Raw genomic sequence first — 17,404 nt, 5'->3', positions numbered from 1 at the left:
CAGTAGCTCTGCCGGCCCGATCTCGCGGGTCTCCATGCTCAGATAAGCCTGGACCAAGCCTTCGTCGAGCAGGGCACGCTGCGCGTCGTCGAGTTCGGCGGTGGGGATGATGAGGGTCGGGCGTGTGCCCTTCACATCGAGCGCAGCGAGCAGCGGGTCGAGCTGCCGGCGGAACTCGCCGGCCTGGTGGGTGGGCCAGCCGCCAAGGCTGACGATGGTGTCGACCTGGGTGGGGTTCAGCAGGGTGACGAGCTGGAACAGCGCACTCTGCTGATCGCTGGCGCTGTACAGTGGACAGCGGCTCAGCTCGTGCCAGCCATTCTCGCCACTCAGCCGCTCGGCTTGATCGTCAAGGGCTCCGGTACCACGGAGCTGCTGGCGGAGCCCGTAGAGACGCTCCCGGAGGTTGGGCTCCTGCCGGCTGGAGTTCAGGATTGCACAGCGTCCCGCCCTGCGGGCGCAGGCGCTGGACGACCTGGCCGAGCTGACGGCCGAAGGCCGGATTGTCGAGTCCGACATAGCCGCGGCGCAGATGCCGCTCGGCGGGCCCCAGGTCCGAGTCGAAGGTGATCAGCGGCGTCTTGCCCAGCCGTTTCAGGGCGCGCCCGGCCAGCCACTTCGAGTGGATCACCGCCAGGGCGATGCCATCCAGTTCCCTGTCGAGCGCCTGCTCCAGAGCCTCGTTCTGCAGCCGGAAATGCGCCGGCCCCTAGGGGCCGAGCAGCAGGCAGGTATCGCCCTGGGCCGCGGCGGCTTCGGCGCAACCGGCGCCGACCAGACGGAAGAAGGGATTGTCGACCCGCTTTGCCAGCAGTGCGAACTGCAGGGGCTCGGCGCCGGCAGGAGGGGCGAGCGCCATTGTGCAGAGCAGGGCGACGAAAAGAAGATGGGCAAATGGCGGCGCTTCACAGCAGATCCCTGCAGGATCTGGCAGTCCGGCCGCAATGATATGTTCAAACATCCATGCGATAGGGGCAACGGTTGCTCGCAGGGGGGCGGCCCTGGAATCCTGTTTTCGGTGCGCTCAAGGTTCGGCAGTGCCATGCGACGGTGCCTCGGGCAGATAGACACGGCTGTCGACGAGAACCTCTTCGGGGACGTCGATGCCCTGCGCCAGACGCTTCATCATCGAATAGCTCTGACGGCCGATTTCCCGGCTCTCGACACCCAGATAGGCCTGGACCAGGCCCTCTTCGAGCAGGGAGAGTTGTGCGCTGTTGGGGGTAGGGGTACCGATGACGATGACCGGGCGGGCGCCCCTGGCATCGAGTTCGGCGAGCAGCGGGCCGAGCTGCCGGCGGAATTCGTCGGCCTGCTGGGTCGGCCAGCTGCCGAGGCTGATGATGGTGTCGACCTGGCCGGAGTTCAGCAAGGTGGTGAGCTGGAGCAGCACGCTCTGCTGGTCCTTGGCGTTGAACAGGGGGCAGCGTCTCGACTCGCGCCAGCCACTTTCGCCGGCCAGCCGGTCGGCCGCCTCGTAATGAGCGGTCAGGACGCCACGGAGCTGTTGGCGGACGCCTTTAAGGCGCTCTTGGAGGTTGGTGTCTTGCGGGCTGGCACTCAGGATGCACAGCCTGCCGCCGTGCGGCCTGAAGCGCTGGGCGAGCCAGCCCAGGTGCCGACCGAAGGCCAGGTTGTCGAGTCCGACATAGCCGCGGCGCAGGTACCGCTCGGCGGGCCCCAGGTCCGAGTCGAAGGTGATCAGCGGCGTCTTGCCCAACCCTTTCAGGGCATGCTCGGCCAGCCATTTCGAATGGGTCACCGACAGGGCGATGCCGTCCAGCCCTCTGTCGATCGCCTGTTCCAGGGCCTGGTTCTGCAGGCGGAAATGGGACGATCCCGAAGGCCCCAGCAACAGACAGGTATCGCCCTGGGCCCGGGCGGCCTCGGCGCAGCCCTCGCCGGCCTCGACGAAGAAGCGCTGATCGGCCTGTTTGGCGACGAGCGCGAAGCGCAGGGGGTCGGAGCCGCCGGCAAGCTGGGCGAGCGGCAGTCCGCAGAGCAGGACGGTGGTGGAGAGGAGGCGTGCGAAGAGTGGACGTTTCACGACGAATCCTTGCAGTGCCCGGCAGGGTGGCGGACATGATACGCGCAAATGGTCCTCTGGCCAGACCGCTGGCCGGGGTTGAGACCTGGGCCTGGGAAAGCCCCGGGACCACACGGTTCGGTACGGGAGCGCCTTGCAGGGTTCCGGCCGAAACCGTTTCGCCCGGAGGCTATCCAGGGGGCGCTGCTCAAGTTCCGAGCCGCTGTGCGGCAGCGCTTCGGGCAAATGGGCGTGGCTGTCGAGGAGAATTTGCTCGGGGACGGGCAGGCCTTGCACCAAGCGCTTCATCATCCAGTAGCTCCGGCGGCCGATCTCCTGGCTTTCGACGCTCAGGTAAGCCTGTATCAGGCCTTCCTCGAGCAATGCACGCTGCGCGCCGTCGAGTCGGGGAGTGGGAATGACGATGACCGGGGGCACGCCCTTGGCATCGAGCTCGGCGAGCAGTGGGCCGAGCTGCCGGCGGAGCTCGGTGGCCTCGTGTACCGGCCAGCCGCCGAGGCTGATGATGGTGTCGGCCTGGTTGGCATTCAGCAGGGTGGTGAGCTGGCGCAATGCACTCTGTTGATCTCCGGTGCCGTACAGCGGACAGCGTTTCAACTCGCTCCAGCCATTCGCGCCGTTCAGCCGTTCGGCTTTTCCGTCATCGGAGGGCTCGACACCGCCGAGCTGCTGGCGGACGCCTTGGAGGCGCTCCTGGAGATTGGTGTTCTGCGGGCTGGCGCCCAGGAGGCACAGCTTGCTGCCGTGCGGCCTGAAGCGCTGGGCGAGCCGGGCCAGGTGACGGCCGAAGGCCAGGTTATCGCGCCCGACATAGCCGCGCAGGCGCCGTTCGCCGGGTTCCAGGTCCGAGTCGAAGGTGATCAGCGGGGTCTTGCCCAGCCGCTTCAGGGCGTGATCGGCCAGCCACTTCGAATGGGTGACCGACAGGGCGATGCCATCGAAGCCTTGCTCGAGAGCCTGCTCAAGGGCTTCATCCTGTTGACGGAAATGGGGTGATCCCGAAGGGCCGAGCAACAGGCAGGTATCGCCCTGGGCCTGGGCCGCCTAGGCACAACCTTCGGCGACTCCGATGAAAAAAGGGTCGTCGACCCGCTTGGCGAGCAATGCGAACTGCAAGGGCTCGGTAGCGCCGGGAAGGGAGCCGAACACTCCACAGAACAGAACGACAGTGGAAAGAAACCGGGCGAGGCTCAGAGGTTTCACGGCAGGTTCCTGCGGGGCTCTGGGAAGGATATGCGCAAATCCCCATTATGCCCGGCCAGCGATCGGAGCAGGACTGGCTGGTATGCGGGTTATTAATCCGGCAATCCAATACCTCAAATCATGCCGCATAGGCAATTTTGGGGTGCCTGAAGTACGAGCGAATTCGCTCGGGCTTTGATTGCAGGCGGCGCATGACCGAACGAACACGTCCTTCCAGAGCCTCCCGGCTTCTCGCGCTCGGCCCGCTGCGCACCTGCTGCTTGAGGTCGCCATTGAGGTACTCGTCCGGGTTGAGCTCCGGGGCGTACGCAGGCAGAAAGAACACCTCGATCCGCTCTCGTCGCTCGCCCAGCCAGGCTTTCACTGTCTTGCAGTGATGCACGCGCAGGTTGTCCAGGATCAGGAACACCTTGCGCCCTTGGGTGTCCCGGATCAGCCGCCCCAGGAAGCGGATCAACACAGTCGCCGTCATGGTTTCCCGGTACAGCATGAAGCGCAGCTTGCCCCGGTTGGTCACCGTCGAAATCATGTTCGTGGCAAAGCGGCTTCCACTGACCTCGCGTACCGGCGTTCGCCCTGTCGGGGCGTAGCTGCGCCCCGCGTGGCTATCGCTGCGCAAGCCGGTTTCATCGCCCCAGTGAATCTCGCCGCTCTCGGCCTTGGCACGCTGTTCGATCTTCGGGTACTCGGTCTTCAACCAGCGCTGTATCGCCTCGGGCTGCTGCTGATAGGCGCGCTTCAACGGCCGCTGCGGGGTATAGCCCCAACGCTTGAGGTATTCGCCGACCGTCCGGATCGGCATCTGAAAACCACAGTGCAGGGCGATCAGGGCCTGTACCGCCTCCCGAGTCCAGAGCGCGAAAGCGAGCTTCAGCTGGTCTGGCATGGTATCGAGCAGCAACGTGCGAATCAGCGCCTCCTGCTCCGGGCTGAGGCTGCGGCGCTCTCCTGGCAGTGACCCGCGCTGGCCACCCTCGATGGCAGCCGCCTTGCCCTGGCGCTGCGCCACCTCAACCCAGTGCGCCACGGTGCGCAGATGAACGCCAACGGCTTCGCCGATGGCTCGGTAGGTATACCCCTGCTCGCGCATGCGAAGGGCGATGGCGCGTTTTTCGCGCTGTTCCAGGGGGCTGAGGCTTCGGGCGTCACGGGTCATCGGGAAAATGCTGATTATGCCCTATTTTATTGCCGGATTGAGCGAGACTTACTTTCGGCTCGGATCGAAGGTTCTGGCCAGCCCCGACCAGCAGCCGTCGTAGTCGGTCTGCCGCTGTGGGCAGTCGAGGGCAAGGCGGCTCGGGCGCAGGACCTGGCCGGTCTCGAACATGAAGGCCATGGTGTTCTCGATCTTCTGCGGCTGCAGGTCGGCGGCGATGGCCTGGCGGGTAGTCGACGCGTCGGGGCCGTGGGCGCTCATGCGGTTGTGCAGCGAGGCGCCGCCGGGCAGGAAGCCGCCGGCCTTGGCGTCGTAGACGCCTTGGATCAGGCCCATGAACTCGTTCATCAGGTTGCGGTGGAACCACGGCGGGCGGAAGGTGTGCTCGGCCACCATCCAGCGCGGCGGGAAGATCACGAAGTCGATGTTGGCCTGGCCGGGTACGCTGCCGGGCGAGGTCAGCACGGTGAAGATCGACGGGTCCGGGTGGTCGAAGCTGACCGTGCCGAGGGTGTTGAAGCGGCGCAGGTCGTAGCTGTAGGGCACGTGGTTGCCGTGCCAGGCGACCACGTCCAGCGGCGAGTGGTCCAGCTCGCAGGCCCACAGCTCGCCGAGGAACTTCTGCACCAGTTGCACCGGCCCGCCGCGGTCCTCGTAGCGGGCGACCGGAGCGAGGAAGTCGCGGGGGTTGGCCAGGCCGTTGCTGCCGATCGGCCCCAGCTCGGGCAGGCGCAGCGGGCAACCGTGGTTCTCGCACAGGTAGCCGCGCGCCGTGGCGTCCAGCAGCTCGACGCGAAAGCGCACCCCGCGCGGCACCACGGCGATCTGCAGCGGGCCGATCTCCAGCCGTCCCAGCTCCGTGTCGATGCCCAGGCGCCCGGATTCGGGCACGAGCAGCAACTCGCCGTCGCTGTCGAAGAACACCGACTCCATCGAGGCGTTGGCCCGGTAGACGTAAACGCTCACGCCGCAGGCCTGCTCCACCGGGGCGGTCGCCGCCAGGCAGATCAGGCCGTCGAGAAAGTCGGTGTGCTCCGCCGGCACCTCGAAGGGCACCCAGCGCAGTCGGTTGGGGGTGACCGGCCCCTGCTCGATGCCGCTGATCTGCAAGCCCAGGCGCTTGAATTCCGGGTGGCTGGCCGAGGGACGGATGCGGTACAGCCAGGTGTGCCGCGCCTCGCTGCGCGGCACGGTGAAGGCGGTACCGGAGAGCTGCTCGGCATACAGACCGTAGGGGAGGCGCTGCGGCGAGTTCTGCCCGATGGGCAGAGCACCCGGGAGGGCCTCGCTGCTGAAGGTGTTGCCGAAGCCCGTCTGGTAGCTCAGGTCCGATGGTGCTGGTGTGTACATGGCGACCTCGTTGTTCCTGTATCGAGCCGTGGTCATGAGGAGGCCCGGAGTCTTGGACCTGTCATTGGCCGAAATCCGGCTGCCGCGCCCACTGGGCATCGGCGAAGGCGGGCAGGGCCATGCATTCGTCGAAGATGCGCATCAGCAGCGGCACATGATCGAGCCGGGCGTCGAAGCGCCGGGCGTTGAAGATCTGCGGCACCAGGCAGAGATCGGCCAGGCTCGGCCGGTCGCCCTCGATGAAGCGGCCATGGGCGCCGCCTGAGCGGACCTGCGCCTCGAGCTGGGCGAGGCCGTCCGCCACCCAGTGGCGATACCAGGCGTTGCGTGCGGCCTCTTCGGCGCCCAGTTCGCGGCCGAGGTAGCCGAGCACGCGCAGGTTGTTGAGCGGGTGGATGTCGCAGGCGATGGCCAGGGCGGCGGCCCGCACCCGTGCCCGCGCCGCCGGCTCGCGGGGCAGCAGGGGCGGCTCGGGGCGGGTTTCCTCCAGGTATTCGAGGATGGCCAGCGACTGCACCAGGCGCTGGCCGTCGATCTCCAGCACCGGCACCAGGGCAGCCGGGTTGACGGCGCGGAAGGCCGCGCCCAGCTGCTCTCCGCCGCGCAGGGCGACCGCCACGTAGTCGTACTCCAGCCCCTTGAGGTTGAGCGCGATGCGCACGCGGAACGAGGCCGAGGAGCGGGCGGCGCTGTAGAGGCGGATCATGGGTGCACCTCGCGGGCCGGCAGCACGCTGCCGGCGCAGTCGCCGAAGCCGATGCGCCGGGCCCCCTCGCGTTCGCAGTGGCCGCGCAGGATCACCGTGTCGCCGTCCGCCAGGAAGGCGCGGGTCTCGCCGCCGGGCAGGGTGATCGGCTGCTTGCCGCCCTGGGTCAGTTCCAGCAGCGAGCCGCCTTCGCCGGGCGCAGGTCCCGATTGGGTGCCGCTGCCGAGCAGGTCGCCCGGTTGCAGGTTGCAGCCGCCCACGGTGTGGTGGGCGAGCATCTGCGCCATGGTCCAGTAGGCGTCGCGGAAGTTGCTCTCCATGAGCTTGTGCGGGGCCTCGTCGCGTGCGCGCATGGCCGCGGTCTGCAGCAGCACCTCGAAGCGCAGGTCGAGGGCGCCGAAGTCGCGGTTGAAGGCGCTATCGAGGTAGGGCAGCGGCGGCGGATCGCCAGCCGGGCGCACGAAGGGCGCGCGGAACGGGGCCAGGGCCTCCATCGTCACCACCCAGGGAGAAATCGTGGTGGCGAAGTTCTTGGCCAGGAAGGGGCCGAGCGGCTGGTATTCCCAGGCCTGGACGTCGCGTGCCGACCAGTCGTTGAGCAGTACGGCACCGAACAGGTGCTCCTCGGCTTCGGCCATCGGCACCGGCTCACCGAGGGCGTTGGCACGGCCGACCAGCAGGCCCAGCTCCAGCTCGTAGTCGAGGCGGCGGCAGGGCACGAACTCGGGGCGCTCGGCGTCGGGCGCCTTCACCTGGCCGTGCGGGCGGTGGAAGGTCTGGCCGGAGACGCCGATCGACGAGCTGCGGCCGTGGTAGCCGATGGGGATCCATTTGTAGTTGGGCAGCAGCGGGTTGTCCGGGCGGAACAGGCTGCCGACCGTGGTCGCATGGTGGATGCCGGTGTAGAAGTCGGTGTAGTCGCCGATCCGGCAGGGCAGGTCGTATTCGGCTGCGGCCTGGGGCAGCAGGGCGCCGGCGAGGTCGGCCTGGCGCGGGCTGCCGGCGCTCAGCGCCGCCGACAATTCGGCGCGCACCCGGCGGCGCACCTCGGTCCCCCGGGCCATGAGGGCGTTGAGATCGCCGGCGGCGAGGGGCGCGAGCGCTGCCTGCACCTCGCCACTCCAGCCAGCGGCCGTGGCCGCGCGGGCCAGATCGAGGATCCGGTCGCCGATGGCCACGCCGATCCGCCAGGGCTCGTCGCTTCCGGCGCGGCGGAAGCGGGCGTAGGGCAGGTTCTGGATGGGAAAATCGGTGGCGGGGTCATTGGCCGAGGCGACCCAGCTCTGCAGGGCCGGATCGTGGCTGGCATCGAGCAGCGGAGCGGTGTTCATCTGGTCTTCCTGTCGTTCCTGGATTCCGGCGCAGGCGTCGTGCCTGGGCGGGGCTGTCGAAAGGTATGCCGTCTTAAACCTTAGCGTGGCGGAGGATTCCAGTCGCGCAACGCCTGCCGCCTCTCCGGTCGGCGGCAAGTCGTGTGGTGGGCACCTTGCCGCCGGCCCGTGGCCGGTCTCCCTCAGAGCACGCCGCGGCGTTCCTGGTCCTTCTCGATGGAGCGGAACAGGGCGCCGAAGTTGCCCTCGCCGAAGCTCAGGTTGTTCTCGCGCTGGATGATCTCGACGAAGATCGGGCCGATGATGTTCCTGGTGAAGATCTGCAGCAGGTAGCCGTCCTCGTCGCCGTCGACCAGCACCTGGTGGGCGCGGATGCGCGCCTTGTCCTCGCGCACGTTCGGCAGGCGCTGGAACACGTCGTCGTAGTAGCTGGCGTCGATGTCGAGCATCTCGATCGGGCCGCCTTTCATGGCGTCCAGCGAGGCGAGGATGTCGTCGGTGCTGAAGGCCAGGTGCTGCACGCCCGGACCGTTGTACTCGTTCAGGTACTCGGCGATCTGGTCCTTGTCGTCCTTCGGCTGGTTGATCGGGATGCAGAAGCTGCCATCCGGCGAGCGCAGCGCGTAGCTGGTCAGGCCGGTCTTCACGCCCTTGATGTCGAAGTAGCGCACTTCGGTGAAGCCGAAGATGGTCTTGTAGAAGTCGGCCCACTTCTGCATCTGCCCGGCCGGGACGTTGTTGGTCAGGTGGTCGATTTCCAGAAAGCCCTTGTCCGGCTGGAGCCTGGGCTGGTCGAGCGAAACGAAGTCGGTCTCGTAGATCGAGCCCTTGGCGCCGAAGCGGTCGATGAAGTAGATCAGGCTGTCGCCGATGCCGTAGATGGCCGGGTAGGGCAGGTCGCAGTCCTTGGGATCGGCCGCGCGTGCCCCGCGACGAACGGCTTCCCGCCTGGCGAATGCGGCGTCGTCCACGCGCCAGCCCATGGAGCTGATCGACGGGCCGTGCAGTTTGGCGAAGCGGCCGGAGAAGCCGTTGCGCTCGCCGTTCAGCAGGAAGTTGATGCCGTTCTGGTTGTAGACGCTGATGTCGAGCCGCGGATGGCGGTACTTCTTCGAAAAGCCGAATGCCCAGAACAGGGTGTCGAGCTGTTCGAGCGTCTCGCCGGTGAACTCGGTGAATTCGATGCCGCGCAGGCCGATGGGATTGTTCTTGTCGCTCATGTCGCATCTCCTTGAATTGAGGGGATGGCCAGCGGGGAGTGGCGCATGGGCAGACTTTAGGTATTGATGTGGATCGAAAAAAGCGGAAATATATGTCCATCTTCATCTAATTTATAGATGTTGTTGGCTGGGAGAGTTGTCCTGTGCCCATCGATCTCGAATCTTTGGCCGCGCTCGATGCGGTGGTGCGCCACGGCGGTTTCGGCCGCGCCGCCCAGCACTTGCACAAGGTGCAATCGGCAGTCAGCTATCAGGTGCGCAAGCTGGAGGAGCAACTCGGCCTCACGCTGCTCGATCGCGAGGGCTATCGGGTGCAACTCACCCCGGCCGGCGAGGCGCTGCTGGCCGAGGGCCGCCGTCTGCTCGGGCACGCCGACCACTTCGAGGCGCTGGCCCGTCAGTTCACCGACGGCTGGGAGCCGCGCCTGCTCCTGGTGGCCGACGGCATCCTGTCGCTCGATGCGGTGCTCTCGGCGCTCAAGACCCTGGCCGACGAGCATGTGCCGACCCGCGTGCAGGTGAAGATCGAATTCATGTTCGGCGTGCAGTACCGCTTCGAGAAGGAGCAGGCCGACCTGATGATCGTCAAGGACTACGAGCCCGACCGCCTGCTGCATGCCGAGCCGCTGCCGGAGATCGAGTGCGTGCTGTGCGCGTCGTCCGACCACCCGCTGGCCACTGCCGGCGAGGTGGATCTGGCCCTGCTGCACGAGCATGTGGAGCTCACGGTGCAGGACTCCAGCGACCGCGGCGACGACCGCCACATGTTCGGCGGTGACCGGGTGTATTACCTCTCGGGCTTTTCCTCCAAGAAGCAGGCGCTGCACATGGGCCTGGGTTTCGGCTGGATGCCGCTGTACCTGGTGGCCGACGAGCTGGCGCGCGGCGAGCTGGTGGAGGTGCGCTACCGGGGCGGTTCGCGCTATCGTTTCACGCCGATGCTGGTGCAGCGGCTGGACAAGCCGCTGGGGCGGGCCGGACGGCGTCTGGCGGAGCTGTTGCGGGCCGCCGTGCAGCAGGGAGAGGCGGACGGCAGGCTCGGCTGAGGCCACCCCTCACTCCGACCAATGGTGGTGTGACCTGTCCGGCAAAGAGCGCACACCGGTCGGCTTTTTCCTGTATAGTAGGCACTGGCCCAAGCGGCCGCGTTCAGGTAGCACCTTCCCCGAAGTTCCGTCTTCGGCTGCAGGCCAGCCCTGCGGACTATCCTTGACGATTCATCCCATCCATCACGCGTTCTCGCAAATTCCTGCCGACCGGGCTGCCAGGGTGACCTTCGGGTCTTTGCATGGCATGCGCGCAGCCTTGGGCCTTGGGTTTGCGGATGCACATGAGGCAGATCCCATGACCCAAGAGACCGGCGGCTTCGCCGCACTCGGCATTCATCCCGCTGTACTCGCCGCCATCACCGCGGTGGGCTACGAAGAGCCATCCCCCATCCAGGCCCAGGCGATCCCGGTGATCCTCGCCGGCCACGACATGATCGGCCAGGCCCAGACCGGCACCGGCAAGACCGCCGCCTTCGCCTTGCCGATGCTGTCGCGCATCGACCCGGCGCGCCGCGAGCCGCAGCTGCTGATCCTCGCGCCGACCCGCGAGCTGGCCCTGCAGGTGGCCACCGCCTTCGAGAGCTATGCCAGCCAGTTGCCCGGCGTCGGCGTGGTGGCCGTCTACGGCGGCGCGCCCATGGGCCCGCAGCTGAAGGCGCTGCGCCAGGGCGCGCAGATCCTGGTGGCCACCCCCGGCCGGCTGTGCGACCACCTGCGCCGCGACGAGCAGTTGCTCTCCACCGTGAAGCACTTGGTCCTCGACGAGGCCGACGAGATGCTCAAGCTCGGCTTCATGGACGATCTCGAGGTGATCTTCGCCGCCCTGCCGGAAAGCCGCCAGACCGTGCTGTTCTCCGCGACCCTGCCGCATTCGATCCGCGAGATCGCCGAGAAACACCTGCACGAGCCGCAGCACGTCAAGATCGCCGCCAAGACCCAGACCGTGGCGCGCATCGACCAGGCCCACCTGATGGTCCACGCCGACCAGAAGACCGCCGCCGTGCTGCGCCTGCTGGAGGTCGAGGAGTTCGACGCGCTGATCGCCTTCGTGCGCACCAAGCAGGCGACCCTGGACCTGGCCAGCGCCCTCGAGGCCAAGGGCTACAAGGCCGCCGCGCTGAACGGCGACATCGCCCAGAACCAGCGCGAGCGAGTCATCGAATCGCTCAAGGACGGCCGCCTGGACATCGTCGTCGCCACCGACGTAGCCGCCCGCGGCATCGACGTGCCGCGCATCACCCATGTGTTCAACGTCGACATGCCCTATGACCCGGAGTCCTACGTGCACCGCATCGGCCGTACCGGCCGCGCCGGTCGCGACGGCCGTGCCCTGCTGCTGGTGACCCCGCGCGAGCGGCGCATGCTGCAGGTAATCGAGCGGGTCACCGGGCAGAAGGTCGCCGAGGTGCACCTGCCCAGCGCCCAGCAGGTGCTGGATGCACGCATCCGCAAGCTGACCGCCAGCCTGCAGCCGCTGCTGGCCGAGGCCGAGGCGAGCCACGGCGCGCTGCTCGACCGTCTGACTACCGAGCTTGACTGCAGCCCGCGAGCCCTGGCGTCGGCCCTGCTGCGCAAGGCCACCAACGGCCAGGGGCTGACCCTAGCCGAGGTCGAGCGCGAGCAGCCGCTGGTGCCGGGCGTGGCGGTGCCGCGCGAGCGCCGTGAGCGCAGCGAGCGTGCTCCCGAGCGTGGCGAGCGCAGCAGCGTGCACCGCGAGCGGCGCGCGCCGATGCCCCTGCCGGAAGGCCGGGTCCGCTGCCGTGCCGCGCTGGGCGCGCGCGACGGGATCGCCGCGAAGAACCTGCTGGGTGCCATCCTCAACGAAGGCGGCCTGGCTCGCGACTCCATCGGTCGCATCCAGGTCCGTGACAGCTTCAGCCTGATCGAGCTGCCGGAAGATGGCCTCGAGCGCCTGCTTGGCAAGCTGCGCGACACCCGTGTCGCCGGCAAGCAGCTGAAGCTGCGCCGCTATCGCGAGGACTGAGTTCCCGATGCACCCGAAAAGCCCTGCCGACGAGGCAGGGCTTTTTTGTTTCTGCAGCCTGGCCGGCCGTTTCGCGTGTAGAGTTTCCTGCGCAACATCGACTTTGCAGGAGAAACAGGTGCACGAGGACTTTTGGCAGGCGCGCTGGACGCGCAACGAGATCGGCTTCCACCAGATGGAGGTCAACCCCTACCTGAGCCGCCACTGGCCGACGCTGGGGCTGGCGCCCGGAAGCCGGGTACTGGTGCCGCTGTGCGGCAAGAGCCTCGATCTGGCCTGGCTGGCCGGGCAGGGCTTCGCGGTGCTCGGCGTCGAGCTGGCGGAAAAGGCAGTACGGGATTTCTTCGACGAGCACCAGCTGACGCCGCAAGTCAGTTCGCAGGGTGCCTTCAGGATTTACCGGGCCGGCCTGGTGGAGATCCGCTGTGGCGATTTCTTCGCCCTGAGCGCTGCGGATGTCGCCGGCTGCCGGGGACTCTACGACCGCGCGGCGCTGATCGCCCTGCCGCCGGAGATGCGCGAGCGCTATGTCGCCCACCTGTCGGCGATTCTGCCGTCGGGCTGCCGGGGGCTGCTGGTCACCCTCGACTACGACCAGGCACGGATGGACGGCCCGCCCTTCGCCGTCCCCGACCATGAGGTGCAGCACCTGCTGGCGGCGGACTGGCAACTGCACTTGCTGGAGGCGCCCGACGTGCTCAGGGAAAACTGGAAGTTCCTCCAGCGTGGTCTGGAGCGGCTGGAGGAGCGCGTCTACCGGCTGGAGCGCCGATAGTTCAGCCGAGCGGTGCCTGCAGGCGGCGCACGAAGCTGTCGGCCTCGTCGATGGAGCGCTGCATGTCGCGCAGCAACTGGTCGACGTTGCCCTGTAGGCTGCGGTACTCGCCCTGCAGGGCGCCGATGGCACGGGCGTTGAGGTTGTGCTTGAGGAACAGCACCTGGTCGCGCAGCACGCTGAGCACCGGCTCGATGCGCTTCTCGGCGGCCTGCATGCGGCTCAGCAAGGCCTTGTACTCCTTGCGGGTGCGTTCCAGCTCCCTGGCGCTGGCCCGGCGCAGGGTGGCGTTCTTGTACTGGTCGAGCTCGCTTTCCCACTCCGTGAACAGCGCCCCGGCCACGTCCTCGACGGCGGCGATGCGCTGGCGTACCGCCTTGGCGCTGGCCTCGCTGGCCCGGTACTCGCGCTCGAGGGCGGTGTAGCGGGCTTCCAGATCGCCGCCCTGGACCTGCACCACGCTGCGGTAGCGTTCGAGGGCGTCCTTGAACTGTTCCTTGGCTGCCTGCTGGCTGTCGCGTGCGGCCTCGACCCGGTCGGCGAGGATGTCGCGCTTGTGGACGCCGGCCTTTTCCATCATTGAGTAGTAGGCGCTCTGGCAGCCGCCAAGGGCGAGCAGGGTACAGCAGGCGAGAATCAATCGGCGCATGGGGTCTCCCGTTTCCGGCACAAACGAAAGGGGCGACCTGCGGTCGCCCCTTTTCCTGTCGCCATCTTAGCAGGCCGTTGCGGCCGGCGGCATGCGTCAGCCGCGCTGGAGCAGCGCCTGGATACGCTCTTCCAGCGGCGGATGGCTCATGAACAGCGCGGTGAGGCTGGCCTTCTTCGCACCGTTGATGCCGAAGGCGGTCAGGCTGTCCGGCATGTGTACCGGGACTTCCTGCTCGGCCTGCAGGCGCTGCAGGGCGCCGACCATCGAACGGGTGCTGGCCAGCCGGGCGCCGGCCTCGTCGGCGCGGAATTCACGGCGACGGGAGAACCACATGACGATGATGCTGGCGAGGATGCCGAGCACCAGTTCGGCGACGATGGTCGCGACGAAGTAGCCGATGCCCGGGCCTTCCTCGTTCTTCAGCACCACCTTGTCGACGAAGTTGCCGAAGATCCGTGCGAAGAACATCACGAAGGTGTTCACCACCCCCTGGATCAGGGCCAGGGTGACCATGTCGCCATTGGCCACGTGGCCGATCTCGTGGGCGAGTACGGCACGCACCTCGTCCGGCGAGAAGCGCTCCAGCAGGCCCTGGCTGACCGCCACCAGCGCGTCGTTGCGGTTCCAGCCGGTGGCGAAGGCGTTGGCCTCGTAGGCGGGGAAGATACCGACTTCCGGCATCTTGATGCCGGCCTCACGGGACAACTGCTCGACGGTCTGCAACAGCCACTGCTCATGACGAGTACGCGGCTGGCTGATGATTTCCGTGCCGGTGCTCATCTTCGCCATCCATTTGGAGATGAACAGCGACACCAGCGAGCCGGCGAAGCCGAACACTGCGCAGTAGATCAGCAGGTTGCCGTAGTTCTGGCCGGTGAAACGGTCGACCCCGAGCAATTTCAGGGTGATGCTGGCGATGATCAGCACCGCCAGGTTGGTCGCCAGGAACAGCAGGATGCGCATCATGGAATCAGGTTCTCCTCACAGAGGCATGGGTTTCATGCCGGGCTATATAAGGTCGCGTCCCCTGGGTCTTCAACCCGGTGACTATTTCAAACTATGTCCCCTGAGCGGGCCGGTGTGACACCGAAGATCAGGCGGCCGAGCTGCACGAGGCGCTCGCTGTCGCCCGCTGCCAGGGCTTCGCGCAGCTGCCAGGCCAGGGTGGTCCGGACCCGCTGCACGCTGGCCGGCAGCGCAGGATTCGCCGGTGCGGTGCCGGCGACCGGCCGTGACAGGCGCAGGAAGCCCTTCTCGCTGAGCACGGCCTGATCCAGGGCCTCGTGGCGGATGGTCGAGTCGAAGCGCAGATAGCCCTCCTCGGCCAGCCAGAGCAGGGCGCCCAGGCAGCTCTGGTGGCGCGTGCTCGGCAGGCCGAATTCATCCGGCTCCTCGCGGCCGATCAGGTCCTCCACATAGAGCGCGATCTTGCGCGGGAAGGCCTGGTACAGCCGCAGCAGGCCGGCTGCGGCGTTCTTGTGGAAGTCGTCGATCTGCAGGTCCATCGTGGCTTCTTACTGACGGTAGGTCCTGAGGAAGTTGCCGATGCGGCCGATGGCCTGCTCGAGGTCGTCGACCCGTGGCAGGGTGACCACGCGGAAGTGGTCCGGCCACGGCCAGTTGAAGGCGGTGCCCTGGACGATCAGCAGCTTTTCCTGCAGCAGCAGGTCGAGGACGAATTTCTCGTCGTTGTGGATCGGGCAGACCTTGGGATCGATCTTCGGAAAGGCGTAGAGCGCACCCATCGGCTTGACGCAGCTGACCCCGGGAATGTCGTTGAGCAGTTCCCAGGTGCGGTTGCGCTGCTCCAGCAGGCGGCCTCCGGGCAGGACCAGATCGTTGATGCTCTGGTAGCCGCCGAGGGCGGTCTGGATCGCATGCTGGGCCGGCACGTTGGCGCACAGACGCATGTTGGCGAGGATGTCGAGGCCCTCGATGTAGCTCTGCGCTTTGTGCTTGGGCCCGGAGATGGCCACCCAGCCGGAACGGAAGCCGGCCACCCGATAGGCCTTGGACAGGCCGTTGAAGGTCAGGCAGAGCACGTCCGGCGCCAGCGAGGCGGTGGAGATGTGCTGGGCGTCGTCGTAGAGGATCTTGTCGTAGATCTCGTCGGAGAAGATCACCAGGTTGTGCTGGCGGGCGACCTCGACGATCTGCTCGAGCACTTCCTTCGGATAGACCGCGCCGGTGGGGTTGTTCGGGTTGATCAGCAGCAGCGCCCTGGTGTTGCGGGTGATCTTGGCCTTGATGTCGGCGATGTCCGGATACCAGTTCGACTGCTCGTCGCACAGGTAGTGCACCGCCTTGCCGCCGGCCAGGCTGGTGGCCGCGGTCCACAGCGGGTAGTCGGGCGCCGGGATCAGCACCTCGTCGCCGTTGTTGAGCAGGGCCTGCAGGACCATGACGATCAGTTCGGAGACACCGTTGCCGAGGTAGATGTCCTCGATGCCGACGCCCTCCACCTTCTTCTGCTGGTAGTACTGCATCACCGCCTTGCGCGCGCTGAACAGCCCCTTGGAGTCGCTGTAGCCCTGGGCGGTGGGCAGGTTGCGGATCACGTCCTGGAGGATTTCCTCGGGAGCCTCGAAACCGAACGGCGCCGGGTTGCCGATGTTCAGCTTGAGGATGCGGTGGCCTTCCTCCTCCAGGCGCTTGGCGTGCTTGAGCACCGGCCCGCGAATGTCGTAACAGACGTTGGCGAGCTTGTTCGATTTACTAACCTGCATGTGTGTGATCCCGAAGAAGAAGCGCGCAGGAGCCGGAAGCGGGTAGGGAAGGAGGACGGTGGTGCCGGCCGGGGCCGGGAGCGGGCGCCGGAGTCAGCGAACGCAGCCATCCCTCGCCGCCGGACCGATTCGGGCCTTGCGGCCTTGGCTATGGATGACGCGGATGACAAACTGGTTGTGAATCATACGTCGCGGCCCGATTCGGTGGAAAGGTATCGGTCGGGCTTTTTTCCAATCGAACGAGGAACACGCATGGACAAGCTCGAAAAATCCCTTGATGCCTGGCGGGAGCTCCTGTCCGAGGAACGTTTCCGCATCTGCCGCCTGGGCGGCACGGAACGGGCCTTCAGCGGCGAGTACTACGCCACCAGCGTGCCGGGGGTCTATCACTGCGTCTGCTGCGATGCGCCGCTGTTCGATTCCGACGCCAAGTACGACGCCGGCTGCGGCTGGCCCAGCTATTTCCAGCCGGTTGCCGCCAGCGCCCTGTCCAGCCGCGACGACTACAGCCATGGCATGCACCGCATCGAGGTGCTCTGCGCCCGCTGCGATGCCCATCTGGGCCATGTGTTTCCCGACGGGCCGCCGCCGACCGGGCTGCGCTATTGCATCAACTCCGCCTCGCTGCGCCTGAAACCGCGCGGCGAGGGTTGAGTAGGGTTCACTCCTGCCGGGTACCAGGCAATGCCTGGGCCCGGCCCGGACCTTGCGGGAGGACTTCCGTATGCACGACCCGCTGTTCGACATACCCCTCGATGATCAGCCGCGGACGCTGGCCGATTTTCCCGGTCGCGCCTGGCTGGTGGTGAACACGGCCAGTCGCTGCGGTTTCACGCCCCAGTACGAAGGCCTGCAGATGCTCTGGCAGCGTTATCGGGAGCGGGGGCTGGTAGTGCTCGGCTTCCCCTGCAATCAGTTCGGTCATCAGGAGCCAGGCAATGAACTCGAAATCGCCGAGTTCTGCCAGTTTAACTATGGCGTCGGTTTTCCGCTGTTTCAGAAGGTCGAGGTCAATGGGCCCCGGGCGCACCCCCTGTTCGCGGAGCTGAAGAAGCGTGCGCCAGGCCTGCTGGGCAGCCAGGGCGTGAAGTGGAACTTCACCAAGTTCCTGATCGGCCGCGAGGGCCGGCTGGTCAGGCGCTTCGCTCCCGCGACCGACCCGCGAAAGCTCTGCGGCGAAATCGAAGCCCTGCTTGAATAGGGCC

At 66.9% G+C, this 17,404-nt stretch carries 16 protein-coding genes and 1 pseudogene; 5 read left to right on the top strand and 12 right to left on the bottom strand.

What is annotated here, in order from left to right; genetic code table 11:
- Positions 1 to 349: 349 nt before the first annotated feature.
- The 8 genes and pseudogenes from GCU53_RS25980 to hppD all read right to left on the bottom strand — a co-directional run bounded on the left by GCU53_RS25980 (position 350) and on the right by hppD (position 9,013).
- Positions 350 to 631 (bottom strand): hypothetical protein, encoded by a 282-nt coding sequence (locus tag GCU53_RS25980; RefSeq protein WP_244307073.1) that lies wholly within the window; start codon positions 629 to 631, stop codon positions 350 to 352.
- Between the two features lie 78 nt (positions 632 to 709).
- The gene (locus tag GCU53_RS25975) at positions 710 to 859 is read right to left on the bottom strand and encodes a hypothetical protein (RefSeq protein WP_244307071.1); all 150 of its coding nucleotides are present in this window, start codon (positions 857 to 859) and stop codon (positions 710 to 712) included.
- A 165-nt stretch (positions 860 to 1,024) separates the two neighbouring features.
- A pseudogene (locus GCU53_RS26665) lies at positions 1,025 to 3,079 on the bottom strand (substrate-binding domain-containing protein); the annotation flags it as partial.
- Between the two features lie 289 nt (positions 3,080 to 3,368).
- Positions 3,369 to 4,406: an IS630 family transposase gene (locus GCU53_RS06090; RefSeq protein ID WP_152386499.1), complete on the bottom strand. Its 1,038-nt coding sequence runs from the start codon at positions 4,404 to 4,406 to the stop codon at positions 3,369 to 3,371.
- Positions 4,407 to 4,454: 48 nt separating this feature from the next.
- The gene (gene hmgA / locus GCU53_RS06085; protein WP_152386818.1) at positions 4,455 to 5,756 is read right to left on the bottom strand and encodes a homogentisate 1,2-dioxygenase; all 1,302 of its coding nucleotides are present in this window, start codon (positions 5,754 to 5,756) and stop codon (positions 4,455 to 4,457) included.
- A gap of 61 nt (positions 5,757 to 5,817) precedes the next feature.
- Positions 5,818 to 6,462 carry a maleylacetoacetate isomerase gene (maiA, locus tag GCU53_RS06080; RefSeq protein ID WP_152386817.1) on the bottom strand — a complete coding sequence of 215 codons (645 nt, stop codon included), beginning with the start codon at positions 6,460 to 6,462 and terminating at the stop codon, positions 5,818 to 5,820.
- Positions 6,459 to 7,793, bottom strand: coding sequence for a fumarylacetoacetase (gene fahA, locus GCU53_RS06075; protein ID WP_152386816.1), 1,335 nt, complete (start codon positions 7,791 to 7,793; stop codon positions 6,459 to 6,461). Before fahA ends, maiA begins: the two co-directional genes overlap by 4 nt.
- 182 nt (positions 7,794 to 7,975) lie before the next feature.
- Positions 7,976 to 9,013, bottom strand: coding sequence for a 4-hydroxyphenylpyruvate dioxygenase (hppD, locus tag GCU53_RS06070; RefSeq protein WP_152386815.1), 1,038 nt, complete (start codon positions 9,011 to 9,013; stop codon positions 7,976 to 7,978).
- 143 nt (positions 9,014 to 9,156) lie between these two features.
- Here hppD and GCU53_RS06065 point away from each other — a divergent pair, with 143 nt between their 5' ends.
- The 3 genes from GCU53_RS06065 (at position 9,157) to GCU53_RS06055 (ending at position 12,821) form a co-directional block, all read left to right on the top strand.
- The gene (locus tag GCU53_RS06065; RefSeq protein ID WP_152386814.1) at positions 9,157 to 10,059 is read left to right on the top strand and encodes a LysR family transcriptional regulator; all 903 of its coding nucleotides are present in this window, start codon (positions 9,157 to 9,159) and stop codon (positions 10,057 to 10,059) included.
- A gap of 298 nt (positions 10,060 to 10,357) precedes the next feature.
- Entirely contained in the window at positions 10,358 to 12,046 is a 1,689-nt protein-coding gene (locus GCU53_RS06060) for a DEAD/DEAH box helicase (protein WP_152386813.1), read from the top strand.
- 118 nt (positions 12,047 to 12,164) lie between these two features.
- Positions 12,165 to 12,821, top strand: coding sequence for a thiopurine S-methyltransferase (locus GCU53_RS06055; protein ID WP_152386812.1), 657 nt, complete (start codon positions 12,165 to 12,167; stop codon positions 12,819 to 12,821).
- 1 nt (position 12,822) lies between these two features.
- Here the strand turns inward: GCU53_RS06055 and GCU53_RS06050 are convergent, their stop codons facing one another.
- From GCU53_RS06050 to GCU53_RS06035, 4 genes are all read right to left on the bottom strand, one after another.
- Positions 12,823 to 13,470 (bottom strand): DUF2959 domain-containing protein, encoded by a 648-nt coding sequence (locus GCU53_RS06050; RefSeq protein WP_152386811.1) that lies wholly within the window; start codon positions 13,468 to 13,470, stop codon positions 12,823 to 12,825.
- 96 nt (positions 13,471 to 13,566) lie between these two features.
- Positions 13,567 to 14,439 (bottom strand): protease HtpX, encoded by an 873-nt coding sequence (htpX, locus tag GCU53_RS06045; protein ID WP_152386810.1) that lies wholly within the window; start codon positions 14,437 to 14,439, stop codon positions 13,567 to 13,569.
- Between the two features lie 86 nt (positions 14,440 to 14,525).
- Positions 14,526 to 14,978, bottom strand: a complete 453-nt coding sequence (locus GCU53_RS06040) for a hypothetical protein (RefSeq protein WP_152386809.1) — start codon at positions 14,976 to 14,978, stop codon at positions 14,526 to 14,528.
- A 9-nt stretch (positions 14,979 to 14,987) separates the two neighbouring features.
- Positions 14,988 to 16,199 (bottom strand): pyridoxal phosphate-dependent aminotransferase, encoded by a 1,212-nt coding sequence (locus GCU53_RS06035; protein WP_152386808.1) that lies wholly within the window; start codon positions 16,197 to 16,199, stop codon positions 14,988 to 14,990.
- A gap of 252 nt (positions 16,200 to 16,451) precedes the next feature.
- On the opposite strand from GCU53_RS06035, the gene msrB reads away from it, so the two are divergent.
- Both msrB and GCU53_RS06025 read left to right on the top strand, forming a co-directional pair.
- Positions 16,452 to 16,853, top strand: coding sequence for a peptide-methionine (R)-S-oxide reductase MsrB (gene msrB / locus GCU53_RS06030; RefSeq protein WP_152386807.1), 402 nt, complete (start codon positions 16,452 to 16,454; stop codon positions 16,851 to 16,853).
- A 70-nt stretch (positions 16,854 to 16,923) separates the two neighbouring features.
- Entirely contained in the window at positions 16,924 to 17,400 is a 477-nt protein-coding gene (locus tag GCU53_RS06025) for a glutathione peroxidase (protein WP_152386806.1), read from the top strand.
- Positions 17,401 to 17,404: the final 4 nt, after the last annotated feature.

It is taken from the genome of Azotobacter salinestris (assembly GCF_009363155.1).
Classification (GTDB): Bacteria; Pseudomonadota; Gammaproteobacteria; order Pseudomonadales; family Pseudomonadaceae; genus Azotobacter; species Azotobacter salinestris.
This window is presented reverse-complemented; position numbering and strand designations above follow the sequence as displayed.